Origin of the sequence: Streptomyces sp. NPDC050842 (assembly GCF_044456565.1) — a bacterium.
In the GTDB taxonomy this organism is placed as follows: Bacteria; Actinomycetota; Actinomycetes; order Streptomycetales; family Streptomycetaceae; genus Streptomyces.
In genome coordinates, this window is record NZ_JBITGA010000003.1 from 850535 (window position 1) to 874570 (window position 24036).

Genomic DNA, 24036 nt, shown 5'->3' on the forward strand with positions numbered 1-24036 from the left:
GTGCGCACGCCAGGCGTACGCCGGACGCACGTCGTCCACCCAGGAGCCTCCGGCCTGCCGCCTTCGGGTCGACTCCCGGTCAAGGCTGTCTCCAGCGTCTGTCGACAGGGTGCGAGGGATTGTCCGCCGATGCCCCCTCTGACGCCCTGGGGTGACCATGTACGAACCCGATGAACTGATCGCCGCCGCGCTAGGCGCCGATCCGCAGTGGCAGCCCGACCGGCTGACGCGCACCCGCGCCCGGGTGGCCGAGATCGAAGACGGTCTCGGCGACCCGTGGAGCCCCGACAACCCCGTCGGCCTCGCCGCCGTCCTCGCCGCCGACGACTCGGGGGAGAGCTCCGTCATCGGCATCCGGCGGTTCCAGAACCTCGGCATGCCGGCCGAGACGGTACCGGTGGACCTCGGCGGCCGGATGGCCGGCGTCGACCTCCTCGGCCTGGTCATGCGGCCGTTCTTCCGCCGCGACCCGGCCCTCGCCTTCAGCCACGGCTTCACGCCCTTCCTGGGCGCGCAGATGGTGTGGCTGAACGGCGACGCGCGCCAGCGCTCCCGGATGGCCAACGTCATCCTGCGCGGCGGCATGGTGGGCGTGGCCTGCCAGCGCTTCGAGCACGAGAGCGAGTTCCACGCCCAGGAGTTCACCGCCGCCTGGGCCGACGACGGCATGCTGCGGCTGAACGGCCGCAAGAGCGCCATCAACAACGCCCACAACGCCGAGCTGATCGTCGGCTTCGTCTCGACCGGGGACGGCGCCACCGACTACTCGATCCTGATGTTCGACCCGGCGTCCGTCCCGCCCGCGCACGTGCGGGCGCTGCCCCGGCACCGTACGACCGGGGTCCGCGGACTCCACGCCGCCGGGCTCGAGTTCGTGAACTGCCCGCTGCCAGGCGAGTCCCTCGTCGGCACCTGGGGCGACGGGGTGGCGCTCAGCCTGCGCGCCTACCCGGCCGTGCACGCGGCCTTCCCCTCGATGGCCATCGGCCTCGCCGACACCGCGCTGCGGGCCGCCGTGCGCGCCGCCCAGGAACGCGACCTCGGCACCCAGGGCGTGGTGGGCGACGCCTCGGCGCGCTCCGCGCTCGCCGGTACGTTCGCGGACCTGCTGATCGCCGACTGCCTGGCCCTGACGGCGGGCCGCTCCACCCATCTGCTGCCCGAGCAGTGCGACGTGCTGGCCGCGGTCACCAAGTACATCGTCCCGAAGATCGTCGGCGAGGCGCTGTACGACCTGTCGGCGGTGATGGGCGACGCGTTCCACGCGGAGAGCGGGCACGACGCCGTCTTCCGCAAGCAGCTCCGCGACCTGTCGACCATCACCTTCGGGCACGTCAGCAGCGCCATCTGCCAGTCCGTCATCGCCCCCTACCTGCCGGCGCTCGCGGTCGCCGACCCGGCCGCCGCCGTCACCCCCGCCGAGCTGTTCCGCCTGGAGGCGCCGCTGCCGCCGCTCGACGGCGAGCGGCTCTCCGGCTTCGGCGGCGGCGACGGGCTCCTCGACTACCTCGGCCACGCCGCCCGCCGGCTGCCCGACGCGCTCACCGGGCACCCGCACGCCGAGCTGCTCACCGCCCTCGTGGACGGCCTGTGCGCGGAGGCCGCCGAGATACGGCGCGAGGCCGCGGGGCTCACCGGAGACGACGACGGGCTCCTCTTCGACACGCGGACCTTCCCGCTCAGCGAGCGGTACGCGCTGCTGCTCGCCGCCTCGGCCTGCGTCGGCGTCTGGCTCAACGCGGGCGCCGGACCGGACGAGTTCCTCGACGAACCCACCTGGCTCGCGCTCGCCCTGCACCGGCTGCTGCGCCGGGTCGGCCGGTCCGTGCCGCCGCTGCCCCGCGCGATCGAGACCCGGCTGTGCGAGGAGGTCCTGGCGCGGGTGCGCGTGCCGCAGAGCCTCGACCTGCTGCGTACCGGACTCGCGGGATGAGCACGCGGGGGACGGACGCGGCCGCCGCCGACCGGGACTTCCCGCCCGCCCCGAGCCGCGTCGGCGGTCCGGGCGGGCCGTGGGGGAACCTGCTGCGCGACCTGGAGGGCTCCGGCTTCGGCATGGTGCACGCCTCGCTCGACGAGTGGCGCACCCAGCTGCCGCCGGAGGAGGAGCGCAGGGAGCTCCTCGGCCGCGACTGGGAGCGCTACAGCAAGCTCGCCGGCACCCACCTGAGGGAACGATTCTTCGCCACCCGGATGCTCATCCGGCACACCGCCGCCGTCGCCCTGGGCACGGAGCCGTACTCCCTGGAGCTGCGGTACGGGCTCAACGGCCGCGTCCACCTCCGGGGCTACGACCAGATCGACGTGAGCCTCAGCCACACCGCCGACCTGCTCCTCTGCGGCATCACCTCCCTCGGCGTTGTCGGCATCGACACCGAACCGGCGAACCGCAGGCTCAGCGGCCAGGACGTCGAGCGGCTGATGTGCACCGAACCGGAACGGCGGAGGATCGCCCGCGCCCCGGAGGCGGAGCGCAACGGCCGGCTCCTCAGCCTCTGGACGCTGAAGGAGGCCTACAGCAAGGCGCTCGGACAGGGACTGCGCTTTCCCTTCACCGAGTTCGGCTTCCGCACGGACGACGAGGCAGGAGGCGGCGCGGCGGGCGGAGTGGGAGGCGGCGCGGCGGGCGGGGCGGCGGGCGGCGTGGGAGGCGGCGCGGCCGGCGCGGCGAGCGGTGCGACAGGCCGCCACGCGCGGCTCGAACGCGCCGACGGCACCCTCGTCGAGGACCACACCTGGCGGTTCGCCACCTGCCCGGTGCCCGGAGGCCACGTCGCCGCCGTCGCCCTCCAGGACACCCGGCGCTCCGGCCGGCCCGACACCCGGGCCAGCACCGCCCTCAACCGCCAGATCCTGGCCGCCATCAAGCGCTCCATGCCCGCCTGACCCCTATCCACCTGCACTCAAGGGGCCGTCGAGTCACCCCCGCCAAGGTGGTGGAGCCGGTGGGGCCTCCTCGGGATCCGGGGAGGTTTCACACCGCAGGCGCCCGGGTCGGGGCAGCCGGCCACAAGCCCGCTGCCCCGCCCCCGACGCGCCGGAGCGGATGAATCTGCCGTGGTGAAGGGGTAATTGACGATGGCACAACTCACCCTGCGGGAGCTGGGCGAGATCCTTCTCGAGTTCCAGGACCGGGAGTCGCCGGGCGTCCTCGACACCGGCAGCCTCGACGTCGTCTTCCAGGACCTGGGGTACGACTCGCTGGCGCTGCTCCAGACCACCGGCCGTATCCAACGCGAGTACGGCGTCGAACTGGACCGGGACGGGGTGGCCTCGGCGGAGACGCCGCGCGCGCTGCTCGACCTGGTCAACACCACATTGACTGGAGCGACGGCATGAGGCTCACCGGATTCAGCGAAGTCCTTCCGGGCGAACCCGTCACCAATCGGGACATGGCCGAGCGGTTCGGCCTGCACGAGAAGTGGCTGGACATGATGACGGGGAACCGGACCCGCTACTTCTGCGCGGCCGACTCCCCACCCTCCGTACCCAAGAGCACCGGCGACCTCGCCGTCGCCGCGGCCACCGCGGCCCTCGCGGACGCCGACGTGGACGTCGCCTCGCTCGACTTCCTCGTCCTGACCACCGCCTCCCCCGACCACCTGATGCCGGCCACCGTCAACCTGGTCGCCGACCGCATCGGGCTCAACGACGTCCCCACCTTCCAGCTCATGTCGGGCTGCGCCGGAGCCCTCACCGGCCTCTACACCGCCCGCGCGCTCCTCGCCTCCGGGCTCCGCCGCGGCCTCGTCATCGGCGCCGACACCTGCCTGAACTTCTTCCCCTCCAGCGGGGCGATCGAGTCCATGTCGCCCGCCGAGCTCATCAACTTCGCCCTCTTCGGCGACGGAGCGGGCGCGGCCGTCGTCGACGCCGACCCGGAAGGACCCGGCCTGCTCGTCGAGCACCTCTTCCTGCGGACCACCGGCATGGGCCGCAAGCCCGCGCAGACCGCCCGCTGGTTCGGCGTCGAGGGCGCCCCGCTCCTCGACGGCCCCGACGGCCCGTACCGCGAGTCCTGGGGCGAGGAGGACTACAAGGCGATCGAGCACCACGTGCCCGAGCACGCCGAGTCCATCTTCAAGGAGCTCACCGCCGAGACCGGCTGGCAGCTCGACGAGGTCGAGCACGTCCTCCTCCCGCAGCTCAACGGCGTGATGACGGACTCCATCCGCAAGCGCCTCGGCGTCCGCCCCGAGCAGGCCGTCAACTGCGTCGCGGACACCGGCAACAACGGCAACGCCGTCCCCTTCATCCAGCTCAACCGGGCGATGCGGCGCATCCGTTCCGGCCTCGGCGTCGAAGGACGGCTCCTCGTCGCCAACGTCGAGTCCTCCAAGTGGATCACCTCGGGCCTCGCGCTCCGCCACCAGAACGGAGCCCGGTGATGTCCGGCGACGCCCTCACCGAACTCCGCGCCCTCAAGCGCGCGGGCCTCGCGGACTCCGCCGACCGCGTCCCCGGGCTCCTCCGCTCCCTCGACGACGCCCTCGACCGCGAGGCCGCCGGCCTGCTCCTCGGCGGCCGGTCCGCCCGGACCGCCCTCGCCTCCACCGGCCGGTACGCGCCCGTGGCCCTCGGGCTGCTCGCGAGCGCCACCGTGGACCCGCTGCCCCACCTGCTGACCGCCGCGCTCCTCGCCGAGGGCGTCCAGCCCGAGACCGCCACCACCGGCTTCAACCAGTGGCGGTTCGAGATCCTCTCCGGCGCCCCGAACCTCAAGGACCCGGCCCCCGCCGTCACCGCCTGCCTCCTCGACGACACCGCCGTCTTCGAGAAGGTCGCCGACCCGCTGGACGCCGCCGAGGTGGAGGCCCGGTGCGCCGCCGTCCCCGCCGAGCTCGACGCCTGGCTGACGGCCTTCGAGGGCGCGCCCGGCGGCGTCGCCGTACTCAACACGCTGCCGCTGTCGGCGCAGCGCCGCGACCGGTACGTCGACTACGCCACCAAGGCCCGCGTCGAAGCGGCCTGGCACCGCATGAACGCCGGCATCCTCGACCTCGCCGCCCGCCCCAACGTCGTGGTCCTCGCCACGGAGAGCCTCGCCGGGCGCGCCGGCTCGCTCGCCGCCACCGACCGGATGCGGCACATCGCGGGCCACGCCTGGAGCCAGGAGTTCCTCGACGCGTACGCCCGCGAGGTAGCCCGGGTCGTCCTGGCCCGCCTCGGCCGCGCCAGGAAGTGCCTCGTCCTCGACCTCGACCACACCCTGTGGGGCGGCGTCGTCGGCGACGACGGCATCCCCGCCCTGAAGATCGGCGGCTCCTTCCCGGGCTCCGCCCACGCCGAACTCCAGGCGCTCGCCAAGGACCTGTCGCGGCAGGGCGTCCTGCTCGCGGTCTGCTCGAAGAACGACGACGCCGTCGCGCGCGAGGCCGTCGCCACCCACCCCGACATGGTCCTCGGCCCCGACGACTTCTCCGCCTTCCGCGCCGACTGGGACCCGAAGCCCGGGAACGTCGCCGCGCTCGCCGCCGAACTCAACATCGGCACCGACGCGATGGTCTTCGTCGACGACAACCCGGCCGAGCGCGGCCTCATGGAGGCCCAGCGCCCCGAGGTCGCGGTCGTCGCCCTGCCGGACGACCCCGCGGGGTACGCCTCCGCCGTCGCCCGCGCCGGTCTGTTCAACCAGTTCGCCCTCACCGAAGAGGACCGCGTCCGGGGCGAGCTCTACCGGGCCCGCGGCCGGCGCGACGAACTGCGGCAGACCGCCGTCAGCGTCGAGGACTACCTCCGGGAGCTGGCCACCGAGATCACCGTCGAGGAGTACGGGACGCTCAACGGCGCCCGCATCACCCAGCTCTTCGGCAAGACCAACCAGTTCAACCTGACCGGCATCCGCTACGGCGCCGACGACGTCGCCCGGCGCGTCGAGACCGGACAGGCCGCCTTCTTCGGCGTCCGGGCCACCGACGCCTTCGGCGACAACGGCCTGGTGGGCGCCCTGGCCCTCGTACGGGAGACCGGCGGCCCGGAGACCGACGGCGACTGGACGATCGAGAACTTCGTCCTGTCCTGCCGGGTCTTCTCCCGCTCCATCGAGCAGGCCGTCGTCGGCCTGGTACTGCGCGCCGCACGCGACGCCGGGGCACCCGGCGTCCGCGGCCGGCACGTGCCCACGGCCAAGAACGGCCGCTTCGCGGACTTCTACCCCTCCCTCGGATTCACCGGGCAGGACGGCGACTTCCGCCACGACCTCACTCAACTCGCCGAACTGCCCGACTGGGTGGCGGTCGGCACCGGCGAAGGGACGTTCCATGCCTCCTGAGGCGCACACCGACGAAGCCCCGGTCCACGAGGACGCCGCCGTGGCGACCGTCGTCGAGGCCGTCGCGCAGCTGCTCGACGTCGACGAGGACACCCTCGTCCTCGACGCCCCGCTCCAGGCCATCGACGGCTGGGACTCGGTCAACCAGCTGCGGATCCTCGTCTTCCTGGAGCGCGAGGTCGGCGCCCCCCTCGACTACGACCGGTTCACCGCCGCCGAGATCCTCGGCGACCTGGCGTCCCTCGTCGCCGACACCGAGGCCGCCGCCGGAGCCCGGACATGAGCGCGGTCACCTCGCCGCTGCCCGCCGCCCGCAAGCAGACGTACGTCTTCCTCGAAGACGCCCGGCGCACCTCCCACGTCTATCTGATGACCGAGGTCGACGCCACCGCGCTGCGTGCCGCCCGGACCCGCGCCGCCACCCCGGTCAGCTACGTCAGCTACGTCGTCAAGGCGACCGCCGACGTCCTCGCCGACTACCCGGACGCCCGCGCCGTCCTCCTCGGCGGCCGCTCGCCGAAGCTGACCACCTCGCCCGAGGTGCACGCCAAGGTGCTCTTCGACAAGACCGTCGAGGGCCAGCGCTGCGTCGTCTCCGGCATCGTGCGGGACGTCCAGGCCCTCGACGTCACCGCCGTCCAGTCCGCCATCGACCACTACAAGACGGCGGACGTCGACGACCAGGGCCCCTTCGCGAACATCAAGCGCCTCCAGCGGCTGCCGCTGCCGGCCTTCCGCGCCGTCTACCGGACCATGATGCGCAACCCGGTGCGCCGGGCCGCCCTCCAGGGCACCTTCGCCGTGACCTCCATCGGCCACGAGCAGGTCGGCGCGATCCTGCCGCTCATCACCGGAACGCTCGGCCTCGGCGTCGGCCACATCGCCGACGCCCCCGTGGTGCGCGACGGCGCCGTCGCCGTCGCCCCCGTCTTCACCCTCTCGCTCGTCTTCGACCACCGCGTACTCGACGGCGCGATGGCCGCCGAAATCCTCGCGGGCATCAAGAACCGCCTGGACAACTGGGAGTTGGCATGACCGAATCCGACCGCCGGGACAGCTCCGCCGGAATACCGGACGAGACCGACGTACTGATCGTCGGAGGAGGCCCGGCCGGCTCCCTGCTCGCCTGCCTCCTCGCCCGCCGCGGCATCCGCACCGTCCTCGTGGAGAAGCAGACCAGCCTGGAGCGCAGCTTCCGCGGCGAGACCATCGCCGCACCGTCGGTGGCCTCGCTCAACCAGCTGGGCTTCGGCCCCGCCCTGCGCGAGCACGGCTTCCTGGAGACCACCGCCGTCACCACGATCGCCGAGCAGCGCCCCGTGCTGCGCGTCGACTACTCCAAGTTCGCCGGCCTGCCGCTCCCCATCGACATCCCGCAGCCCGCGCTCATCCGCATCTTCAACCGGCACACCGCCGAGCTGCCCGGCCACACCTACCTCTCCGGCTGGTCCTTCGCCTCCCTCGTCGAGGAGGCCGGAACCGTCCGCGGCGCCGTCCTCACCCGGCGCGGCGAGAAGGTCACCGTACGGTCCCGGATCGTGATCGGCGCCGACGGGCGCTTCTCCAAGGTCCGCAAGGCCTCCGGCCTCGTCGCCGACGTCCAGCCCATGGCCCGCGACTTCCTCTCCTTCCTGGTGCCCCGCCCGCCGGAGTGGGGCAGCGAGGCCCAGCTCGTCATCGAGGGCGACCGCCACCTGGTCGTCCTGCCGACCTTCCCCGACTCCCTGCGCATCGGGCACAACCTGCCCAAGCGCGGCCTCGGGGACCTGCGGGCCGCCGGCTTCGACGCGTTCAAGCGCGGCATCATGGCGATCTCCCCGCAGCTCGCCCCGCTCGTCGACGAGCACCTGCACACCTGGGACGACACCGGCTTCCTGGAGATCTTCACCGCCGAGCTGGAGGAGTGGGCCCGCGACGGCCTCCTGCTCATCGGCGACGCCTCGCACACCGCGACGCCCATCCTCGGCCAGGGCGTCAACCTCGCGATGCAGGACGCCATCACGATCGTCCCGGTGATCGCCGCGTCCCTCGCCAAGGGCGGGCAGGACCGGGTCGTCACCAAGGCCGAGCTCGCCGACTTCGTCGCCAGGCGTCGCGCCCACAAGGTCCACGTCACCGGTTTCCAGCGGATGCAGGAGGGCCTCCTCGCCATCGGCGACCCGCGCGGCATCAAGCTGCGCCGCCTCCGCTTCCGCGTCCTCAACTCGCTCCCCGGCAAGTACCGGATCTTCAACAAGGTCATCAACGCCCGGCACGACATCGACCCCGTCGACCTGGCCGCCGCCCGGAACGCCCCGGCGCCCGCGCCCGCGTCCGCCGCCTCCGCCACCGGCCCGATCCTGCACGAGGTGAGCCGTGACTGACCTGCCGCAGAACGACAAGACCGCCGACGCCCACGGCGACCCCGCGCGGGACATCGCGATCGTCGGCATGGCCGGCCGGTTCCCCGGCGCCCCCGACGTGGACCGCTACTGGCAGCTCCTGACGGCGGGGGAGGAGGCGGTACGCCCCGTACCGCCCGAGCGCTGGGACACCTCCGCCCAGCTCGACCCCGTCAAGAAGATCCCCGGCATCGCCGGACTCGTCGACGGCGTCGACGAGTTCGACCCCGGCTTCTTCGGCATCTCCCCCCGCGAGGCCGAGGAGCTCGACCCGCAGCAGCGCCTCATGCTGGAGGTCGGCTGGCAGACCCTGGAGGACGCGGGCATCCCCGCCTCCCGGGTCCGCGGCACCCGTACCGGCGTCTACGTCGGCGCCCTCTGGCACGACTACGAGCTGGCCCGCAAGGAGCGCGGGGTCCAGACGACCCAGCACAGCGCCGTCGGCAACGGCCTCGACATCGTCGCCGCCCGCCTCTCGTACTTCCTCGGCCTGAGCGGCCCCAGCCTCGTCGTCCAGACGGGCTGCTCCTCCGGCCTCGTCGCCCTGGACCTCGCCGTCGCCGCCCTGCGCTCCGGCGACCTCGAAGGCGCCTTCGTCGGCGGCGTCAACCTGATCCTGACGCCCGACAACTCCATCGGCCTCACCCACTTCGGCGGCCTCTCGCCGGACGGCCACTGCCGGGCGTTCTCCGCCCAGGCCAACGGCTTCGTCCGCGGCGAGGGCGCCATCAGCCTCTACCTCAAGCGGCTCGACACCGCCCTCGCGGACGGCGACCGGATCCACGGCGTCATCGTCAACAGCGCCGTCAACAACGACGGTGGCGGCCACAGCCTCGTCTCCCCGAACGTCGAGGCCCAGACCGAACTGCTCCGCCGGGTCTACGCCGACGCCGGCGTCCACCCCGACCGCCTCCGCTACGTCGAGGCGCACGGCACCGGCACCCTGCGCGGCGACCCGATCGAGGCCGAGGCCCTCGGCACCGCGCTCGGCACCGCGCGCGGCGCCGAGGCAGGCCCCCTCCTCATCGGCTCCGCCAAGTCGAACATCGGCCACCTGGAGGCGGCGGCCGGGCTCGCGGGCATCGTCAAGACCGTCCTCGCCCTCAAGCACCGCACGATCCCGCGCACCCTCCACGCCGAGGAGCTCAACCCGAACATCCCCTTCGGCGAGCTGAACCTCGCGGTCGCCAACGAGCCAGCCGAACTCCCCGCCGACGGCACCTGGTTCGCCGGCGTCAACTCCTTCGGCTGGGGCGGCACCAACGCCCACGTGGTGCTCCGCACACCCCCGGCCCAGGAGGCCCCGGCCGCCGTCGCCCCCGGCCCGCTGCTGCTTCCCCTGACCGGACACAGCGACGCCGCCCTGCGGCAGCGCGCCGCCGACCTCCTCGACGTCCTGTCCGAGGACGTCACCACGCCCGAGGCCGTCCGCCTCGTCGCGACCCTCGGCCGGGAGCGCGACCACTTCGCCGCCCGCACGGCCGTCGTCGCCGAGGACCCCGCAGAACTCCGCGACAGGCTCAGGAAGTTCACCGAGGAGCCGGAGGCCGAACTCCCCGGCACCTTCACCGGGCGCGCCAAGGAACGCGGCAAGGTCGCCTTCGTCCTGCCCGGCCAGGGCTCCCAGTGGGCCGGCATGGGCCAGGACCTGTACGCGCGGTCGCCGGTCTTCGCCGCGACCGTACGCCGCTGCGCGGAGGCCCTGCGCCCGTACATCTCCTGGGACCTGGAGGCCGTCCTCTCCGGCGCCGCCGGCGACGACTGGCTCGACCACAACGACCAGGTCCAGCCCACCCTCTGGGCGATGTCCATCGGCATCGCCGAACTGTGGCGGGCCGCCGGCGTCGAACCCGACGTCGTCGTCGGCCACAGCCAGGGCGAGGTGACCGCCGCCACCATCGCGGGCCACCTGTCGTACGAGGACGGGGCACGGATCATCGCCGTGCGCAGCGCGCTCGCCAAGCGCACCGCGGGCCGCGGCCGGATGCTCGCCGTCGACCTCGACGTCGAGGGCGCCCTCAAGGCCCTCGACGGCTTCGAGGACACCGTCTCGCTCGCCGTCAACAACGGACCCTCGTCCTGCGTGCTCTCCGGCGACACCGACTCCGTCCTCATGCTCCGCGAACTCCTGGAGGCCGACGGCACCTTCTGCCGCCTGGTCAACGTGGACTACGCCTCCCACTGCCACCACATGGACGAGCTCACCGACGAGCTGATCGAGACCCTCGCGCCGATCCGCCCCCGGCGCGGCGCCGTCCCCCTCATGTCCACCGTCGTCGGCCGCGAGCTCGACGGCGACTCCCTCGACCCCGCCTACTGGGCGGCCAACCTGCGGCAGCCGGTGCTCTTCGCCGACGCCATGGGCAAGCTCCTCGACGCCGGCGTCACCCACGTCGTCGAGATCAGCCCCCACCCGGTGCTCTCCCCGGCCGTCGAGCAGCTCGCCGCCACCCGGCAGGAGCCGGTCGCCGTCCTCGGCAGCCTCCGCCGCCAGGAGGGCTCCCTCGGCGACTTCACCCAGGCCCTCGCCCGCGCGTACGTCCAGGGCCTGGCCCCCTTCGGCGCGCTGCCCGCCCGGGCGGGCGCGCCCGTGCCCGCCTACCCCTGGCAGCGCTCCCGCTTCTGGCTGCCGGACGCCGTGCGCCGCACCGCGGGACCCGGCGGGCTCGCCTTCGAGTTCGCGCCGGCCACCACCGAGCAGGACGTCCACGAGGGCCGCACCGAGCTGTCCCTGAACGACCTGCCCTGGCTGCGCGACCACCAGGTGTACGACGCCGTCGTGCTGCCCGGCGCCGCCATGCTGGCGCTCGCCGTCGCCGCCGCCCGGGCCCGTACCGGCGAGAACCCCGGCGCCCTGCACACCGTCCGGTTCCGCAGCGACCTCACCCTCACCGACGAGCCGGTCCGTCTCGGCGCCGTCTGGCGCGAGGACGGCGCCGCGTCCGCGGGCTTCACGCTCGCCTCGCTCGCCCCCGGCGCCGACGGCTGGACCCGGCACGCCACCGCCCGCGTCGGCGGCGACACCGACCCCGACCTGCCCGCCTTCCCCGGCACACCGGCGGACGCCCGGGACGTCGAGCCGGACGCCTTCTACGCGGCCTGCGGCGAGCGGGGCCTCAACTACGGGCCCGCCTTCCAGGGCCTGCGCACACTGACAGTCGCCGACCGCGAGGCGCTCGCCGAGGTACGGCTGCCGGACCGCTGCCTCGCCGGGGTCCGCCCGGGCGAGCTGCACCCCGCCCTGTGGGACGCGGCGCTCCAGGTCACCCTGGCCCTGCTGCCCGGCGACGCCACCGTCGTCCCCACCGCCGTCCGGCGCGTCGACTACGCCCTGCCGCGCGACGCGCAGGTCTCCACGCTCCTGGCGCACGCCGTCCGCAACGACGACGACACCTTCGACCTGGTCTGCTACGACGAGGACACCCGGCCGCTGCTCCGGATGGCCGGCCTCGCCTTCCAGACCATCGAGACGGCCACCGCCGAGGGCGTCGACCCGGCACGCCTGCACCGCTTCGCCTTCCGGCCCGCCGAGGACGCCCCCGCGGCGCCCGGCGCCGCCGACCGCGCACCCGGGCACTGGGTCGTCTGCGACGCCTCGGGCGGAGGCGGCCCGCTCGCGGCCGCGCTCACCGCCGCGGGCGCCAGCGTCGACATCCTCAAGGCCGACACCGCCGACGCCGCAGGTCTCGCCGCCGCCCTGCGCGACAGCGACCGCGCCACCGGCCTCGTCTTCCTCGCACCCGGCGCCGACCGGGGCCTGGACGCCCAGCGCGCCGGGCTGCTCACCCTCGCCGCGACCGTCAAGGCCGTCACCGCGCAGCCCGTGCCGCCGCGGACGTTCGTCGTCACCGACGGCGCCCAGTCCGTACCGGAGGACACGGCACCCGACCCCGGGGCCGCCCTCTACTGGGGCTTCGGCCGCGTCCTGCGCCGCGAGCACCCCGAACTCGCCGCCACCCTCCTCGACGTCCGCACCACCGCCGACGACTGGGCCGGGGAGTGCGCCCGGCAGCTGCTCGTCGCCGACGCGGAGGACCAGGTCGTCCTGCGCGGCACCGACCGCCACGTCGGCCGGGTCGTACGCGGAGAGGAGACGGCGGACACCGAGGGCACGGTCACCGCCCCCTGGGCCGGACCCGCCCAGCCCTTCCGGCTGAGCCCCGACGGCACCGGACTCTGGGAGGGCCTCGCCTTCCGCCCGTACGCCAGGACGGCGCCCGCCGCCGGACAGGTCGAGGTCGAGGTCACCGCCGCCGCCCTCAACTTCATCGACGTGATGAAGGCGATGGGCACCTACCCCGACACCTCCGCCGGAGCGGGCCTCATCGGCGGCGAATGCGCCGGCGTGGTCGCCGCCGTCGGCCCCGGCGTCACCGGCCTCGCCGTCGGCGACCGGGTCGTCGCCTGCGGCTTCGGCGCCGTCGCCTCCCACCTGACCGTGCCCGCCGGACACGTCAGGCCCGTCCCCGCGGCCCTGACCGACGCCGAGGCGGCCGGACTCCCGCTCGTCACCGCCACCGCCTGGTACGCGCTCGCCGAGCAGGCCGGTCTGGAGGCCGGCGAGACCGTACTGATCCACTCGGCGGCCGGCGGCCTCGGCCTCGCCGCCGTGGGCGTCGCGAAGGCCCTCGGCGCCACCGTCATCGCCACCGCCGGCACCGAGTCCAAGCGGGCCGGACTGCGCGCCCTCGGCATCGACCACGTCTTCGACTCCCGGGACCTGTCCTGGGCCGAGGACGTCGCCTGGGTCACCGGCGGCCGGGGCGTGGACGTCGTCCTCAACTCGCTCTCCGGCGCCGCGATCGACCTCGGTCTCGCCGCCCTCGCCGAGGACGGCCGCTTCGTCGAGGTCGGCAAGCGGGACATCTACGCCTCCCGCACCATCAGCCTCCGCGACTTCGCCAAGGGCATCAGCTTCGCCGCCGTCGACGTCGCCGGGCTCATCACCCGCCGCCCGGAGCGCTTCGCCCGGCTCCTGGACGCCGTGTGGCAGAAGGTCACCGACGGCACCCTGCCGCCGCTGCCCGTCACCCCGTACGCCTTCGACAAGGCCGCCGAGGTGCTCCGCACCATGGCGCGCGGCGAGCACACCGGCAAGCTGGTCCTCACCGAGCCCGGCCGGGTCACCGCCGTCGTACCGGAACCGCTTCCCGGCGGGCGGCTGCGCCCCGACGCGAGCTACCTCCTCAGCGGCGGTCTCGGCGCGCTCGGCCTCTCCCTGGCCGAACACCTCGTGGACCACGGCGCCCGCAGCCTCGTCCTCCTCGGCCGCTCCGCACCCGGCGACGCGGCCCTGGCACGCATCGGGGCGCTGCGGGAGCGCGGCGCGACCGTCACCACCTTCCCGGTGGACGTCGCCGACCGGGAAGGCCTCGCCGCCGTCCTCGACCGCGTACGGGCCGAACTCCCGCCGCTACGAGGCGTCTTCCACGCCGCCGGCGTCCTCGACGACGCGGTCGTCGCCAACCTCACCGGCGCCCAGCTCGACACGGTCCTCGCCCCCAAGGTGGACGGCGCCCGGCATCTCGACGCCCTCACCGAGGACGACCCGCTCGACCTGTTCGTGCTCTTCTCCTCGGTCGCCGGCCTCGTCGGCAACCCCGGACAGGCCGGATACGCGGCCGGCAACGTCTACATGGACGCCCTCGCCCAGGCCAGACGGCACCGCGGCAGGCCCGCGCTCGCCGTCCAATGGGGCCCGTTCGCCGACATCGGCCTCGCCGCCGACGAGGCGATCCGCGGCGAACGCCTCGCCGACCACGGCATGACCGGCTTCACGGCCGCCGAGGGCTGGCAGGCGCTGTTCCACCTCCTGGACGCACCGGGGCAGGTCGTGTCGTACGTCCCGCTGGACGCCCGGCACTGGTTCGACGCGTACCCGGAGACGGCCGCACAGCCCAGCTGGCGCGCCATCGCCGAGCTCGCCAAGGACGGTGCCACCACCGGCGGCGGCGCCGAGGAGTTCCTCGGCCGGCTGCGCGGCTCCTCCGACACGGAACGACCCGTCCTCGTCGAGGGCAAGATCCGTGAACTCGCGGGCCGTGTACTGCGGCTCGAGGCGGGCTCCATCGACCGTGAAGCTCCTTTCAAGTCACTTGGGTTGGACTCACTGATGAGCCTGGAGCTGCGCAACCGCCTCGAAATGGCCTTCGGGATGAAGCTGTCGCCCACGCTGCTGTGGACCTACGGCACCACGGCGGCCCTCGCGGGAATGCTCACCGGACGTCTCGGCGGAACCGACGACGCCCACCCGTAGAGCCCGTCCCGTGGACGGGTGGAGCTCCGCCCGGCTCCTTGAAACCAGTCAGTACGACATGCCGACCGCGAGGGACCTTCTTGTGACGACGCAACCGACCCATGAGGAATCGGCAGACCGGAAGACCGGTGCCGGGCGAAGCACCACCACCCCGCTCAGCCGCGCGATGGACACCATCAAGCGGCTGCGCGGAGAGCTCGAAGAGGCCCGTTCCGGGCAGAGCGGACCGCTCGCCGTCGTCGGCGTCGGACTCCGCCTGCCCGGCGGCATCGTCGACCTCGACGGCTACTGGACCGCGCTGTCCGAGGGCCGCGACCTGGTCGCCCCGATGCCCGAGGACCGCAAGGGCCCGTTCGCCGCGGAGTGGGACACCCTCCCGCGCCGGGGCGGCTACCTCGACGAGGTACTGGAGTTCGACGCCGGATTCTTCGGCATCAGCCCCCGCGAGGCCCGCAGCCTCGACCCCCAGCACCGCCTGCTCCTCGAAGTGGCCTGGGAGGCTCTGGAGGACGCGGCCTTCGCGCCGGAGTACCTCTCCGGCCTCCGGACCGGCCTGTACGTCGGCGTCACCGGCCAGGACTACCGCGACTGGCAGCCCGCCGGCCAGGAGGACGCCTACTGGCTCACCGGCAACGGCCACTGCTTCGCCGCCGGCCGGATCGCCTACACCATGGGCCTGATGGGCCCGGCCGTCGCCGTCGACACCGCCTGCTCGTCCTCGCTCACCGCCGTCCACCTGGCGGGGCAGGCGCTGCGCCGCGACGAGTGCGACGTCGCCATCGCCGCCGGCGTCAACCTGATCCTGTCGCCCCGCTCCACCCGCCTCATCCAGCAGACCAACTCCCTCTCCCCGGACGGTCTCTGCAAGACCTTCGACGCCCGCGCCAACGGCTTCACCCGCGGCGAGGGCTGCGGGGTCGTCGTCCTCAAGCGGCTCTCCGAGGCCCTGCGCGACGGCGACCGGGTGCACGCCGTGATCCGCGGCAGCGCCGTCAACCAGGACGGCCGCTCCTCCGGCTTCACCGCCCCCAACGTCCGCGCCCAGATCAGCCTCATCAAGGCCGCGCTCGACGACGCGGGCCTGACGCCCGCCGCGATCGGCGCCCTGGAGGCCCACGGCACCGGCACCGCGCTCGGCGACCCGATCGAGGTCGAGGCGATCGTCGAGGCGCTCGGCCGCCGCGACGGCGGCGCCCCGCTGCGCATCGGCTCCGTCAAGACGAGCATCGGCCACCTGGAGGCCGCCTCCGGCATCGCCGGCCTCATCAGGGGCGTCGCGTCCGTCAAGCGGCGCGCGGTCCCGCCCGTCGTCCACCTGGACACCCTGAACCCCCGCATCGACATCGCGGACACCGGCATCGAGTTCCCCCGCGCCGAGACCCCGTGGACCGGCGAGGACGGCGCGGGCGAATGCCTCGGCATCAGCTCCTTCGGCATGAGCGGCACCAACGCCCACGTGGTCCTCGGCCCGCTCACCGCCGACGAGCTCGGGCCCCCCGCGACCGGAGCCGCGCCCGTCACCGGCTTCGAGATCACCGCCCGCAGCGAGGACGCCCTGCGCGCCTGGGCCGGCCGGCTCGCCGACCGCGTCGCCGCACTACCGGAGGACGCCTACCCGGCGTTCGCGTACACCGTCACCGAGGGCCGCGCCCGCCACACCGTCCGCGCCGCGATCACCGCCGGGGACCCGGCCGCCGCCGCGAGCGCCCTGCGCGCCCTCGCCGACGGCACCGCCTCGGACGCCGTACAGCTCGACGGCACCACGACGCCGGAGACCGCCGCCGCCGGTGCGCCCGCGCTCCCGCGCCGGGTCGCCGACCTGCCGGCCTACCCGTGGGAGCGGGTCCGGTACGCGCCGGAAGCCGTTCCTTCAGCCGTCGCCCCCGACACCGTGGAACCCGCCGCGGAACCCCTCCCCGCGCTCGCCGTCGAGTGGATCCCGTACATCCCGGCCGCGACCGCCCCCGACACCCCGCTGGTCGTGGCCGGCGACGACGGCGCCGCCGTCGCCCTCCTCGCCGACGCGGCCCGCGCCGCGGGCCGTACCGTCACCGTCCTCGACACCCTCCCCGCCACCACGGAGGAGTGGGCCCAGGCCCGGAACGGCCTGCCCGGCGACCTGCTCCTCGCGCTCGCCGCGGCCCCGCTGCCCGACGCGCTCGACGCCGCCGCGCCCACCGCGCACGCCGCGGCCCTCTGCGCCGCCGCGACCACCGCCGTCCGTGCCGCCGGCACCGGCCGGGTCCACCTCGTCACCGCCGGCGTCCGCCAGGTGACCGGCTCCGATCCGGTCGCCGCCGCCGACCACGGCGTCCTGCACGGCCTCGCGCCGGTCCTCGCCCTGGAGTTCCCCGCCACCTGGGGCGGCATCCTCGACCTGCCGGCCGTCCCGACCGCGGCCGACGCCACGGCCGCCCTCGCGGCGCTCGCCGACGGCTCCGCCGAGGACCTGATCGCCGTCCGCGCCGGCGCCGCCCACACCGCGCGCCTGCGGCCCGCCGCCGAGCCGCTGCGCCCGCTGCCCGTACGCCCCGACGCCACGTACCTCCTCACCGGCGGACTCGGCGCCATCGGCACCGGACTCGTCCGCGACCTCGCCGCCCGCGGCGCCCGGCACCTCGTCCTCCTCGGCCGCCGGCCGCAGGACGAACTGCCGGAAGAAGCCCGCCGGTTGCTCGCCGAACTCGCGACGGACGGCGTCCACGCCGTCTACGCCTCCGCCGACACCGGCCACGCCGCCGCCCTCACCGCGGCCCTCGCCGTCCTCGACGGCATGCCGCCCGTCCGCGGAGTGGTGCACGCCGCCGGGAGCATCGACCGGCTGCCGCTCGCCGAGGCCGACGCGGACACCTTCGCCACCGCCCTCGCCGGCAAGTTCACCGGCGCCGCCTGGCTGCGCCTTCTCGCCGCCGACTGGCCCCTCGACTTCCTCGTCCACCTCTCCTCCGTCTCGGCGGTCTGGGGCACCGACGGCTACGGCGCCTACGCCGCGGCCAACGGCGGACTCGACGCGGTCGCCGCGCTCTGCGCCGCCGAGGGCGTCCCGGCGACCAGCGTCGCCTTCGGGCCCTGGGACCTCGACGGCATGGCGAGCCCCGAGGCCCGCGCGCTCCTCGCCCGGATGGGCGTCAGCCCCGTCGCCCCCGCCGAGGGCTTCGCCGGACTCGCCGGACACGGCACGGGCGCGCACACGGTCGCCTGCCGCCTGGACGCCGAGCGGTTCCGCACGGTCATGAACTCCGTACGAGCCCGGCCCCTGTTCGACGGCCTCACCGGGGCGGACACGCCCACCGGCGCCCCGACCCCGCCCCCCGCCGAGTCCCCGGCCACCGCCTTCGCCCGGGAACTCGCCGAGGCACCGGAGCACCGCCGCCCCACCCTCGTCACCCGCCGCACCCGCGAGGTCCTCGCCGGGATCCTCGGCCACGACGACCCGGCCGCCCTGCCCGAGACCACCGGCTTCCTCGACCTCGGCCTCGACTCGATCATGGCCGTGGACGCGGCGGCCGCGCTCACCGAGACCCTCGGCGTCGACGTCGGCATCGGCGACGTCTTCGGCCACCCGACCGTCGAGCGGCTCTCCGCCGAACTGACCGGCCGCCTCGACGGCCGCGCCACGGCCCCCGCACCGCGCAAGGCCCCGGCGGCCCGCCCCGTACCGGCCGCGGCGCCGTCCGCACCGGTCACGCCGGTCGAGCCCGCAGACCAGGAACCCATCGCCATCGTCGGCATGGCCGGCCGCTTCCCCGGCGCCGACTCCGTCGAGGAGTTCTGGTCCCTGCTCGACGAGGGCCGCGACGGCGTCGGACCCGTCCCCGCCGACCGCTGGGACACCGGCACCCTCCACGACCCGGCCGGTGCCCGCCCCGGCTCCATCTCCACCGACCAGGGCGGCTTCCTCCGCGACATCCGCCGCTTCGACGCCGCGTTCTTCGACATCCCGGCCCGCGAGGCCGAGAGCCTCGACCCGCAGCAGCGCCTCCTCCTCGAAGCCGCCTGGCACGCCCTGGAGGACGCGGGCACCGACCCGAAGTCCCTCGCCGGCAGCCGCACCGGAGTCTTCGTCGGCATCTCCAACTCCGACTACGCCCGCGTCCTGGAGAGCGGCGGCCTCGAACCCCTCGACGCCTACTTCGCGACCGGCACCGCGCTGAACGCCGCCGCCGGACGCCTCTCCTACTACCTCGGCGCCCAGGGCCCCGCCCTCGCCGTCGACACCGCCTGCTCGTCCTCCCTCGTCGCCCTGCACCTCGCGGTCCGCTCCCTGCGCTCCGGCGAGACCGACCGGGCCCTCACCGGCGGCGTCAACGTCATCGCCGCACCCTCCTGCTCGGTCGCCGTCAGTCGCGCCCACATGCTCGCCCCCGACGGACGCTGCAAGACCTTCGACGCCTCCGCCGACGGCTTCGTCCGCGCCGAGGGCTGCGGAGTCCTCGTCCTGCGCCGCCTCTCCGACGCCCTGCGCGACGGCGAGCAGGTCCTCGCCGTCATCCACGGCAGCGCCGTCAACCAGGACGGGGCCTCCTCCGGCTTCACCGCCCCCAACGGCACCGCGCAGCGCCAGGTCATCCGGGCCGCGCTCGCCGACGCCGGCGTCGACGGCGCCGAGATCGGCTACCTGGAGGCCCACGGCACCGGTACCTCGCTCGGCGACCCGATCGAACTCGAAGCCGCCTGGGACGTGTTCGGTCCCGGCCGCCGCCCCGGCGAGCCGCTGCTCATCGGCTCGGTCAAGAGCAACATCGGCCACTGCGAGTCCGCCTCCGGCATGGCCTCCGTCTTCAAGACGGTCCTCGCCCTGCGCAACGGCCGCATCCCCGGCGACCTGCACTTCGAGAACCCCAACCCGCACGTGCCGTGGCGCGACATGAACGTCCGCGTCGTCGACTCCCGCGCCACCTGGGCCCGCAGCGACGTCCCGCGCCTCGCCGGCGTCTCCGGCTTCGGCTTCTCCGGCACGAACGCCCACGTCGTCCTCGGCGAGGCACCCGCCGCGGGCACGGTGGAACCGCCGCGCGACTCCGCCGACGGACTCCTCCTGCCCCTCTCCGCCCCCGACGCGGCCGGCCTCGACCGGCTCACCGAGCAGTGGCGGAAGACCCTGGAGGAGACCCCCGAGGAGGCGCTCGCCCAGCTCACGGCCACGGCCGGCGCCGGCAGGGCCCATCTCCCCGTACGCCGCGCCGTGTTCGGCCGCGACCGCGAGCAGCTGCTTGCCGCGCTCGCCTCGGCGACCCCGGCCACCGGCCCCGTCAAGGCGCCCAGGGTGGCGTTCCTCTTCTCCGGCCAAGGCGCCCAGTACTTCGGCATGGGACGCGAACTGTACGAGACGGAGCCGGTGTTCAGCGCGGTCTTCGACGCCTGCGACCGGGCCCTCGCCCCGCACCTCGGCGACTCGCTCCTCAACCTCGTCTTCTACGGCGACGACCCGAACGTCGTCAACCAGACCCGGATCACCCAGCCCGCCCTCGTCGCCCTGGAGCTGTCGCTCGCCGCGCTCTGGGAGTCCTGGGGCGTGCGCGCCGTGGCCGTCATGGGCCACAGCGTCGGCGAGATCGCCGCGGCCGTCCACGCCGGGGTGATGAGCCTCGACGACGGCATGACGCTGATCGCCCACCGCGCCCGGCTCATGCAGTCCACCCAGCCCGGTGGGATGCTGTCCGTCCCGGAGGACCCGGAGACCGTCGCCGCCTGGGCCGCCGAGGCCGGAGTCGACGTCGCCGCCGTCAACGGACCTCAGTCGGTCGTCGTGGCCGGCCCCTCCGACCGGCTCGACGCGCTCGCCGAACGCCTCCGTAACCAGGGCGTCCGGTGCAAGCCGCTGACCGTCTCGCACGCCTTCCACTCCCGGCTGATGGACCCGGTCCTCGACGAGTTCCGACAGGCCCTCGCCGGACTGGAGTTCGGCGCGCCGAAGCTCCCCGTCATCGCCAACGTCACCGGCACCGAGGCCGGGCCCGACACCTTCACCCCCGCCTACTTCGCCGACCACATCCGCCGGCCCGTCCGGTTCGTCGAAGGCGCCCGCGCGCTGAGCTCCCTCGACGTGGACGTGCTCCTGGAGGTCGGCCCCGACCGCACCCTCGTCAACCTCGTCCGGGCCGCCGGACTCACCCCCGACGGCGGCTCCACGCCCTCGCTGCGCCGCGGCGGCCAGGACCGCGCCGTCCTGCTGGGCGCGGCCAAGACGCTCTACGAGCGCGGCCAGAGCCTCGACTGGGCGAAGATCACGGGGACCCGCACCGACCGGTCCGCCGCCCCCCGCTACCCGTTCGCGGACACGTCGTACTGGACCACGGCCGGCACCGGCACCGGCACCCACTCCGCGACGGTCGCGGCTTCCTCGGCCTCCCCGGCTCTCCGGGCCGGCGCGGGCCGCCACTGGGGCGCCGAACTCCGCTCGCCCGGCCTCGCCGGCCGCGCCTTCTCCTTCGCGCGCAGCTCCGGCTTCCCCGCGTACCTCACCGACCACCGCCTCTACGGCACGGTCGTCACCCCGGCCGCGTCCCACCTCGCCACGGTCCTCTCCGCCCTCGGCCACGACGGCAGCCCCGTCGTCGTCCGCGACCTGATCTGCCCGCGGGCCCTGGTCATCAAGGACGGCGAGGAGTACGAGGCGCAGATCGTCGTCGACCGGCCCACCGCCGACGGCGCCGCCGAACTCTCCGTACAGAGCCTCCTCGACCCCGAGCGCGGCGTCTGGCAGAAGCACATCGGCGGCCGGTACTCGAACCGCCCGGAGGCCCACCGGCCGCCCGCCGAGAGCCGTACCGCGTTCATCGACTCCAGCGACCGGCACCTGACCCGGACCGAGTTCTACGACTACTTCCGGGAGCTCGGCTACACCCTCGGCCCGTCCTTCCAGTGGATCGACGAGGTGTGGATCCGGGGCGACGAGGCCCTCGTCCGCTACACGATGCCCGAACTGCCCGACGACCCGGCCGGATACGAGCTGTACCCGGGCCTCATCGACTCCTGCTTCCAGAGCATCGCCGTCTTCCTCGTCGACGACGGAGCCGTCGAGGCGCCCTCGCTCGCCATCCCGTTCGCCGCCAAGGAGCTCTCCTTCCACGGCCGTCCGCTCGCCGAGGGCGGCGAGCTGTGGGGCCGGGTGCGCGTCCTGCGCGCCGAGCCCCTGCCGAACGACCGGCTGCGCGTCGAGACCGCCGACCTCCACCTGTACGCCAGGGACGCGGCCACCGGCGCCGAGCACAGCGTCTTCACCGCCGACGAGTTCCGCATCCGGCACGCCTCCCGGGCCGTCCTGGAGGCCAGCCTCCGCGGCGACGGCCTCGTCCACACCGTGGAGTGGGCGCCGCTCCCCGAGACCCCGGCGGCCGGCGGAAAGCTCGGCGTCCTGGTCCTCGCGGCCGATGCCGCCGAGGCCGGTGTCCCCGAGCTCGTCTCCGCGCTGACCGCCGCCGGACACCGGGCCTCCGTCCACACCGGCGACCTGCCCGCCCACCCCGACGCCGACCTCGTCGTCGACGCCCGCTGGGCCGCCCCCGCCCAGGCCCCCGGCACCGGCGACGCGGGCGACGCCCTGCACGCGGCCCAGACCCTCGCCGCCGACCTGCGCACCCTCCCGCAGACCCTGCCGTACGTCCTGGCCGTCGACGGCTCCGCCGGACGCGCCCCGCTCCGCGAGGCCCTCTTCGGCATGGCGACCGCTCTGGAGGCCGAGCAGGCCGACCGGCGCCTCACCCGGGTCCGGCTCGACGCCGCCCACGCGGCCCGGCCCCTCGCCGAGCTGATCGGCGCGCTGCCCGGGGAGACCCGGCTCGCGCTGACCGACGACGGCGTCCGGGCCGCCCGGCTCGTCAAGGTCGCGGCCGAAGCCGACGGGGACCGTCCCGCCGGCGGCGCCCTCGTCACCGGCGGACTCGGGGCCCTCGGCCTCGCCGTCGCCACCGCCCACGCCGCCCGCGGCGGCGACCGCCTCACCCTGATGGCCAGGTCCGCGCCCGGAGACACCGAACAGGGCGTCATCGACGGACTGCGCGCCTCGGGCGTCCGCGTCACCGTCGTCCGCGGCGACGTCACCGACCCCGCCGACGTGGCCGCCGCCGTCGCGGCCGCCACCGCCGACGGACCGCTCGGCACCGTCTACCACCTGGCCGGCGTCAACGCCGACGCGGCCTTCGGCTCGCTCACCGATGCCTCGTACGAGAAGGTCTTCCACGCCAAGGCACGCGGCGCGGACGTCCTCGCCGAGGCGATCACCGGCCACGACCCGCGGGCCCTGGTGCTGTTCTCCTCGGTCTCGGCCGTGCTCGGCGCCGCCGGACAGGCCAACTACGCCGCGGCCAACGGCTACCTGGACGGACTCGCCGAACGGCTCCGCGCCCGGGGCGTCCCCGCCGTCAGCGTCAACTGGGGCCCCTGGGTCCCGGAGGCGAAGGGCGGCATGGCGGCCGCCGCGGCCGTCGAACGCGCCGCGGGACGGCTCGGCATCCGGGCCCTGTCCGACGCGGACGCGGCCGGGCCGCTCGGCCTCGCCACGGACGCGCCCCTGGCCCGGCTCGTCGTCGTCGGCCTCGACCCCGCCCGGTACGCCGAGCAGAACGCGGGCCACGCCCGCGCCGCGCTCGTCGCCGAACTCACCGGCCCCGCGCCGGCCGCCGAACGCACCGAGGCCGCGGACACCGAACCGGCCGGCTGGATCACCGAGCGGCTGCACGGCACCGACGAGGAGGAGCGCGAGCACGTCCTGCGCGCCGCCGTCCGCTCGCTCGTCGCGCGGATGCTCGGCTCCGACGACGGACTCCCCGCCGACGGCTCGGCCGACGCGGAGGGCTTCTCCGAGCTCGGCCTCGACTCGATCATGGCGATCGACCTGCGGGCCGCCCTCGCCCACGCCATGGGCAAGGACCTGCCGGCCACCGTCGCCATCGACCACCCCAGCGTCCTGTCCATGAGCGAGTTCCTCCTGGCCGAGGACGCCGCCTCGCCGGCCGCCCTCGCCACCACCCCCGCACCGGCGCCGACGCCGGTGTCCGCCCTGGTGCCCAGCACCGCCGACACCCCGCAGGCCGGGCCGTCGTCCGAGGAGCTCGACGAGCTCTCCCTCGACGATCTGCTCCAGGCCGTCCACGACGACCTCTCCCAGGAGCGGTGAGCAGGCGATG

The 24036-nt window shown here is 74.8% G+C and carries 10 protein-coding genes; all 10 read left to right on the plus strand.

What is annotated here, in order from left to right; translation table 11 throughout:
• Window positions 1-157: 157 nt before the first annotated feature.
• The 10 genes from ACIBG6_RS13035 (at window position 158) to ACIBG6_RS13080 (ending at window position 24026) form a co-directional block, all read left to right on the plus strand.
• Entirely contained in the window at window positions 158-1933 is a 1776-nt protein-coding gene (locus tag ACIBG6_RS13035; RefSeq protein WP_399222652.1) for an acyl-CoA dehydrogenase, read from the plus strand.
• Window positions 1930-2886 (plus strand): 4'-phosphopantetheinyl transferase family protein, encoded by a 957-nt coding sequence (locus tag ACIBG6_RS13040; RefSeq protein WP_399222653.1) that lies wholly within the window; start codon window positions 1930-1932, stop codon window positions 2884-2886. Before ACIBG6_RS13035 ends, ACIBG6_RS13040 begins: the two co-directional genes overlap by 4 nt.
• A gap of 192 nt (window positions 2887-3078) precedes the next feature.
• Window positions 3079-3339: an acyl carrier protein gene (locus tag ACIBG6_RS13045; protein WP_024758534.1), complete on the plus strand. Its 261-nt coding sequence runs from the start codon at window positions 3079-3081 to the stop codon at window positions 3337-3339.
• Window positions 3336-4388 (plus strand): 3-oxoacyl-ACP synthase III family protein, encoded by a 1053-nt coding sequence (locus ACIBG6_RS13050; protein WP_399222654.1) that lies wholly within the window; start codon window positions 3336-3338, stop codon window positions 4386-4388. Before ACIBG6_RS13045 ends, ACIBG6_RS13050 begins: the two co-directional genes overlap by 4 nt.
• A complete protein-coding gene (locus ACIBG6_RS13055; RefSeq protein WP_399222656.1) occupies window positions 4388-6271 on the plus strand; it encodes an HAD-IIIC family phosphatase in 1884 nt (627 codons plus the stop codon). The genes ACIBG6_RS13050 and ACIBG6_RS13055 overlap by 1 nt, the downstream gene beginning before the upstream one ends.
• Complete coding sequence (locus tag ACIBG6_RS13060) at window positions 6261-6554, plus strand: hypothetical protein (RefSeq protein WP_399222657.1); 294 nt, start codon at window positions 6261-6263, stop codon at window positions 6552-6554. Before ACIBG6_RS13055 ends, ACIBG6_RS13060 begins: the two co-directional genes overlap by 11 nt.
• Complete coding sequence (locus tag ACIBG6_RS13065; protein ID WP_317594512.1) at window positions 6551-7306, plus strand: 2-oxo acid dehydrogenase subunit E2; 756 nt, start codon at window positions 6551-6553, stop codon at window positions 7304-7306. The genes ACIBG6_RS13060 and ACIBG6_RS13065 overlap by 4 nt, the downstream gene beginning before the upstream one ends.
• Complete coding sequence (locus tag ACIBG6_RS13070; RefSeq protein ID WP_399222658.1) at window positions 7303-8634, plus strand: FAD-dependent monooxygenase; 1332 nt, start codon at window positions 7303-7305, stop codon at window positions 8632-8634. Before ACIBG6_RS13065 ends, ACIBG6_RS13070 begins: the two co-directional genes overlap by 4 nt.
• Complete coding sequence (locus tag ACIBG6_RS13075; RefSeq protein ID WP_399222659.1) at window positions 8627-14908, plus strand: SDR family NAD(P)-dependent oxidoreductase; 6282 nt, start codon at window positions 8627-8629, stop codon at window positions 14906-14908. The genes ACIBG6_RS13070 and ACIBG6_RS13075 overlap by 8 nt, the downstream gene beginning before the upstream one ends.
• Before the next feature lie 82 nt (window positions 14909-14990).
• On the plus strand, window positions 14991-24026 hold the full coding sequence (locus tag ACIBG6_RS13080) for an SDR family NAD(P)-dependent oxidoreductase (RefSeq protein WP_399222660.1): 9036 nt from the start codon (window positions 14991-14993) through the stop codon (window positions 24024-24026).
• The last annotated feature ends 10 nt before the right edge of the window (window positions 24027-24036 follow it).